The 6,085-nt window shown below is 37.9% G+C and carries 8 protein-coding genes; 3 read left to right on the forward strand and 5 right to left on the reverse strand.

Going from position 1 to position 6,085, the window contains the following annotated elements; translation table 11 throughout:
- The coding region (locus V7083_RS19820; protein ID WP_335481160.1) for a Fur family transcriptional regulator at window positions 1-365 on the forward strand (365 nt) is incomplete at its 5' end.
- Between the two features lie 115 nt (window positions 366-480).
- Here V7083_RS19820 and V7083_RS19825 read toward each other — a convergent pair.
- On the reverse strand, window positions 481-1,083 hold the full coding sequence (locus tag V7083_RS19825) for a hypothetical protein (protein WP_335481162.1): 603 nt from the start codon (window positions 1,081-1,083) through the stop codon (window positions 481-483).
- A 197-nt stretch (window positions 1,084-1,280) separates the two neighbouring features.
- On the opposite strand from V7083_RS19825, the gene V7083_RS19830 reads away from it, so the two are divergent.
- The gene (locus V7083_RS19830) at window positions 1,281-1,742 is read left to right on the forward strand and encodes a DUF4190 domain-containing protein (RefSeq protein WP_438823751.1); all 462 of its coding nucleotides are present in this window, start codon (window positions 1,281-1,283) and stop codon (window positions 1,740-1,742) included.
- A gap of 54 nt (window positions 1,743-1,796) precedes the next feature.
- On the opposite strand, the gene ispG is transcribed toward V7083_RS19830, so the two are convergent.
- The 4 genes from ispG to V7083_RS19850 all read right to left on the reverse strand — a co-directional run bounded on the left by ispG (window position 1,797) and on the right by V7083_RS19850 (window position 5,005).
- The gene (ispG, locus tag V7083_RS19835) at window positions 1,797-2,909 is read right to left on the reverse strand and encodes a flavodoxin-dependent (E)-4-hydroxy-3-methylbut-2-enyl-diphosphate synthase (protein WP_335481164.1); all 1,113 of its coding nucleotides are present in this window, start codon (window positions 2,907-2,909) and stop codon (window positions 1,797-1,799) included.
- Window positions 2,910-3,008: 99 nt separating this feature from the next.
- On the reverse strand, window positions 3,009-3,344 hold the full coding sequence (locus tag V7083_RS19840) for a hypothetical protein (RefSeq protein WP_335481166.1): 336 nt from the start codon (window positions 3,342-3,344) through the stop codon (window positions 3,009-3,011).
- 94 nt (window positions 3,345-3,438) lie between these two features.
- Window positions 3,439-4,212, reverse strand: a complete 774-nt coding sequence (locus V7083_RS19845) for a DUF1189 domain-containing protein (protein ID WP_335481168.1) — start codon at window positions 4,210-4,212, stop codon at window positions 3,439-3,441.
- A 97-nt stretch (window positions 4,213-4,309) separates the two neighbouring features.
- Window positions 4,310-5,005 (reverse strand): Crp/Fnr family transcriptional regulator, encoded by a 696-nt coding sequence (locus V7083_RS19850; protein WP_335481170.1) that lies wholly within the window; start codon window positions 5,003-5,005, stop codon window positions 4,310-4,312.
- A 369-nt stretch (window positions 5,006-5,374) separates the two neighbouring features.
- Between V7083_RS19850 and V7083_RS19855 the strand changes: the two genes are divergently transcribed.
- Entirely contained in the window at window positions 5,375-5,983 is a 609-nt protein-coding gene (locus tag V7083_RS19855) for a superoxide dismutase (protein ID WP_335481172.1), read from the forward strand.
- Window positions 5,984-6,085: the final 102 nt, after the last annotated feature.

The raw sequence follows: 6,085 nt of genomic DNA on the forward strand, positions 1-6,085 counted from the left end.
TTACCGGAAAACGAGAGGATATGCTGCATTTGTTTGCCGATAGTGATAAATATTTAACGGCAAAAGACGTGTTGGATCAGCTAAAGGATGATTATCCTGGTTTAAGCTTTGACACCATTTATCGAAATTTGGCATTGTTTGTCAACATGGGGATCCTAGAAATGACAGAACTCTCCGGGGAAAAACATTTCCGCTTTACCTGTTCGAGACATCATCACCATCATCATTTTATTTGCATGGTCTGCGGAAAAACAAAAGAAATTGAAACTTGTCCCATGGATGGCTTATCCGAAAATTTAAAAGGGTATGATATCTCAGGCCATAAATTTGAAATCTACGGGCGCTGTCCTGAATGTGTTCTTTAATAAAGGCTCGTTAAACCTGTTTGTTGATTTCCGCTNNATCAACAGAGTGTAAAAAATTAACACTGTTCTTTAACACAGCCTTAATAAAAAAAACAGCTTGCGCAAGCTGTTTTTTTTAATAGGCTGAGAAAACGATCTCATCCTTATTAGATGTTTCTGTTAGCCATTTGTTTACCCATTTCTGAGCTTCGTTCCAATTGTTTACCCGAATGACTCCATTAGGTATGGGATCTTGATTATATGGTGTATCAAATAAGATAACGGGAATATGACATTCTTCATGAATCATTACAGCATTGTCGTGTTTATCCTCAAAGAAGATATCAATTTTCTGTTTTTTTACTGTTTCAATTTTATCGTGTGAACCAATAAGCTCGATTCCGTTAAACGTAATCCCATGTTGGACAAGCCAATTTCGAGTTACATGAAGTAAATGGGGAGACCGTGCACTGATAAAATACAGTTCATGATCATCTTTCCATTTATTTAAAATAGGCAAGACTCCCTCAGCTGGGGGGGATTCCCGATAGATAGTGGGTTCATTATCAGTGAACCATTTAGAAAATACTTGTTCAGGGACTTTAACAAAGGGCATTAAATCGTATTGATCCACATCTTCATAAGCAATATTCATATTAAATGCTTTATTAATAAACGGTAAAATGGATTTTGGACATGTCACTGTACCGTCAATATCAAGGCCAAATCTTTTTTTCATGTTTTTAGCTCACTTTCAACATCCGATTACATTCTTATTTATTTTACCAAAGAAAGAACAGCATTAAAGTATTTATTTTAAAGAAAATCTTTTCGGAAATTGAAATGATTACCTAGTAGAGACAAACATTGACATAGTAAAAAACGTCTGACAGCAAACAATATTAATGCTCCTAGAATAGAAAGTGAGGGATTCTGATGGCAGATGAAAGAAACACGAAGGTGAATGAAGCTCTGACTCAATCCTCGAACTATAAGGAAGAAACGGCTGCTGAACTTGGCGTTGCAGTTCCAACAAGAGCGGCAGTTAATAGGAATCCAGATACGCAAATTGGTGCGTCTGTTCCGATAAATTCAGCAGCTCATCGCGAAGAAACAGCTGCCGAAATAGCTGCGCCCGTTCCGATTATCCGTGACAAAAGCAACCAGAACGCAAAGGGAGACAGAACAGAAAAAGCTGCAGGTGGGACGGGTCTTGGGACCGTTGCCTTAGTTCTTTCCATTCTTTCTTTATTTGTATTACCGATCCTCTTTGGTGCGGCCGGCATTATCTTAGGATTTGTGGCCAAAAGAAGAGGGGCAGAGGGGCTTGGTGCCTGGGCAATTGGAATTGGTGCTGTATCGATTATCATCGGTATATTCATTCTTCCGTTCTTTTAAAATAGGGGCAAAAGAAAAACCCGGTTATTATAACCGGGTTTCTTCCTGTTTCCATTATTTATTGGCAAGCTGTTCTTCTTCTGCTTTTTTTCTAAAATATTCTTCCGCAACCTGGTCGATTTCTTTTTTCAATTCTTCCACCATTTGGTCTTCCGGAACTTTACGGACGATTTGACCTTTCCTGAATAACAAGCCTTCTCCGCGTGCTCCTGCGATCCCAATATCGGCTTCACGTGCCTCACCGGGTCCATTAACAGCACAGCCTAATACAGATACTTTTATTGGTGCTTTTATATTTTGAATATACTCTTCCACTTCGTTGGCAATGCTGATGAGATCAATCTCGATTCGGCCACATGTTGGGCATGAGATAAGGGTGGCTGCATTTGAAGAGAGTCCAAACACTTTTAACAATTCACGTGCTACTTTTACTTCTTCAACAGGATCGGCACTTAATGACACACGCACCGTGTTTCCAATTCCTTTACTAATAATCGCACCTAATCCGGCGGCGCTTTTGACAGTGCCGGAGAATAATGTTCCAGATTCAGTAATACCCAAATGTAACGGATAGTCAAAGGCCTGTGCCGCTTTTTCGTATGCTTCAATGGCTAAATTTACATCTGAGGCTTTCATGGAAACGATAATGTTGTGAAAATCAAGATCCTCTAGAATTTTAATATGATGCAGTGCACTCTCAACCATTCCATCCGCTGTTGGGTAGCCGTACTTATCGAGAATGCGCTTTTCAAGCGAGCCAGCGTTGACACCAATTCGAATGGGAATCCCGCGTTCTTTTGCTGCTTTTACAACAGCTTCCACTTTTTCACGTTTTCCAATATTTCCTGGGTTGATTCTAATTTTATCAGCTCCGCCTTCAATTGCTTTAAGAGCTAATTTATAATCAAAGTGAATATCAACAACCAGCGGAATGTTGATTCTTTTTTTTATTTCAGAGATGGCATTAGCAGCCCGCTCATCTGGACAAGCGACGCGGACAATTTGGCAGCCTGCTTCTTCTAGCCGTTTAATTTCTGCCACGGTTGCTTCAACATCATGTGTTTTGGTTGTGGTCATACTTTGAATGATGATTTCATTATTGCCGCCAATGGTTAAGTTTCCAACTTTAATTGGACGGGTTTTGGTACGATGTATAATTTCACTCACGTGTGATTCGCTCCTTTAGGTGGATTCCAACCTAATATTAACAATTCGACATAATTGTATCAGTCCGTTGCTGTTTTTGACAAGAATAAGGTTTCTTCCTTATTCTGAGTAATCAGGGAAATGATAGGTAGCACCGATTTTAATTTTTTCGGGTGATTCACCTGGGTTTAAGGCTTGAAAATCCACGATTAAGTCATTGATGGATACCGGGAGAGGTTTTCCTAATTGGTGCTCTACAATGGACATAACGGTTTCACCAGGTTTGACTTTTTCCTCAAAGAAAGGAATTTTCGTTTGTGGTTTTGTAACTGAACTTGTCTCGATATTCACAGTCTTTTGGGTAGTTGTGGCAGAAGGGAGCGTTCCAACAGTTAAATCAAAATAAATCACATATATGACTAAAATGGCTAACAATACACCAAGTAATTTCTTCATTGGACAAGCCCCCAAAATGGAATGTTTGTACATTCGTATGCTTGTCCATTTTTAAATAGAACTAAAATCAAAAAAAAAAGCATCCAATGGATGCTTAATCAATTCTCTTAGGTGCGGGAACTTCTTTAATGGCTAAAAGTAAAACGATGATGATGACCAACCAATTGATCATAAAGCTGTTTGGAACTGTGGTTTTTAGAGCAGCCATAATAGTGAAAAATAAGGTCGGTAAGGTTTCACTATAAGCCGCAATTCTCCATAAGTGACGATATGTCAGGTTCCTTCCAAGTAAATTCTTTACTAGTAAGCCGACCAATGCCAGTACTGAAACTTCAATGAAACTGGCAGCACTTGAGAATAAATAAATGAAAATAGAGATGACTGGGATAATAATCCCTTTAACCCCATCAACGGAGTCAATTAGATCAATCAAATCCTTTTTTGTGATATCTAGACCTTCCATCATCGAATATGGATAGGTTTCGCTTTGTCCGCCCGCTGATACAACAAATTGATCTTTTAATAGAGCGAAAGAGTTTCCTTCACCTGCTACATCAGCTTCATCTACAGCGCCAGTAGGATCAAGAAAAAACGTGAAATCCTCTTTCCTTATGGTTATAGGCACATTTGTTTTTGCGGAAAGCACACCGTTTTTAATCGAAAAATTCGGCGTTTCATCGTTAACAAACGATCTGGCAGAATCCAATCCCGATGATAAGGCTGTACTAAAGTAAACAATGGAGGGTAAAACAGAAATAAAGGTTAAAAAGAATACATATAAAATTGTTTTTCCTATTCCCTGGAAACGGAATAGGGCAATATCCTTAGGAGAATAGATACTTTTAATAAGTTGCTTAAAAATATTCATAATGACCACCTTCATATAGATTCACCCTCTATTGTAGCCTTTGTAATAGGTATTTTACAAGAAAGACTATGAAAAAAGCCTCCTAAACGGAGACCTCTTAATTTAATCCACATATTTCAGATGAACAATTTTGGCAATCGACTGAATGCTTTAGATAATTAATATTTTTAATCGTAAATTTTTGATTATCGTAGGAAATAATGTCTTTTTCCCGTAATTCTTTTAGCGCTCGTTGGATGACCTCTCTCGTCCCGTAGGTAAGATTAGCTAATTCCTGATGGGTTAATGGCAAATCAATCAAAATTCCTTCCTCAGTGATAATTCCATAAGAATTACACAATCGAATAAGGATTGAGTATAGTCCACCCTTTTTGCCATTCATTATTAGGTCCTGACACTTCATTTGTGCCTTTAGGTATCCGGTCGATAACCAAGAAGCTAGGGCACTCATGGCTTCGGGATCAGTCGAGATAAAGTTTTCAAATTCCTCCCGCTTAATTTGAATAATCTCGCAATCCGATAGGGTTTTTGCGTAAAACTGATATCGAGGGTTTGCTTTAAATAATTGGTATTCCACAATCAATTCACGATTATGAACGATTTTTAAAATAAAATCCTTCCCTCGCAAATGAACACGGCCTAATGCGATACTGCCCTTAAGTAATAAATAAATATACTCCGCAGGGTCTTTTTCTTGAAATAGAACGGAACCGGCTTTTATTTTTTGTATAGGTTCTGTTTTTTGAAAAAAGTGATGTATTAAATGATAGATTGAAAAGCCGCTTTTCTGCATATATATGCCACTCCTTATTACCCTTCTAATTCGATTAAAAAAGATTACATACCCCATGTCAATATAGGTTTTACAATAAATGGAAGGTTTTGATAGTGAGTATGACAAAAATCGTTGACAGAACGCTCTTTTGTTATTCATGACAATTTTTCGAAAAATAAAAAAGACACCGAAACAAAATGAAAACAAGTGGTTTAAAGGTAATAAAATCGGGTATTTTATGTAAGGTGGCTTGAGCAATTTATTTGAAACAGCTTACTATCTTTGGTATCTTTTAATTGCAGTACTTTAGCTATTTGTACATAAAATTGTTAGAATTTATGTATAGACTAAAGTAAAAAAATAATTGTTACATAGGAGGAATTTATCATGGCATTCGAATTACCGAAATTACCTTATGCAGAAAACGCACTAGAACCTCATATTGACCAACAAACCATGAATATTCACCATACTAGACACCATAACACATATGTTACAAACCTAAACGCAGCGTTAGCAGGAAACGAAGAATTGCTTTCTAAATCTGTAGAGGAAGTAATCGCTAACTTAGATGCTGTTCCTGAATCTGCACGTACTGCCGTTCGTAACAATGGTGGCGGACATGCAAACCACTCTTTATTCTGGACTATTCTTTCTCCAAATGGCGGCGGTGCACCAACTGGTGAGCTTGCTGATGCCATTAACAATAAATTCGGCAGCTTCGAAAGCTTCAAAGAAGAGTTTGCAAAAGCGGCTACTACACGCTTTGGTTCTGGTTGGGCATGGTTATCCGTGAACAATGGTGAATTAGAAGTAACTAGCACTCCAAATCAAGACTCTCCTTTAATGGAAGGCAAAACACCGATCCTTGGACTTGATGTTTGGGAGCATGCTTACTACTTAAAATATCAAAACAAGCGTCCTGACTACATCGGAGCATTCTGGAACGTAGTAAACTGGGACGAAGTAGCACGTCGTTATAACGAAGCAAAATAATTAATCAGGACTGACTAAAAAGGGTGTTTGTTGACACTTTTTTAGTCAGTTTTTTTTGAATCGAGTGTTACTGCTTTTTTCCATTCTGTTGATTGGAGCGGA

The organism is Bacillus sp. JJ1764, from assembly GCF_036962145.1.
Lineage (GTDB): Bacteria > Bacillota > Bacilli > Bacillales > Cytobacillaceae > Neobacillus.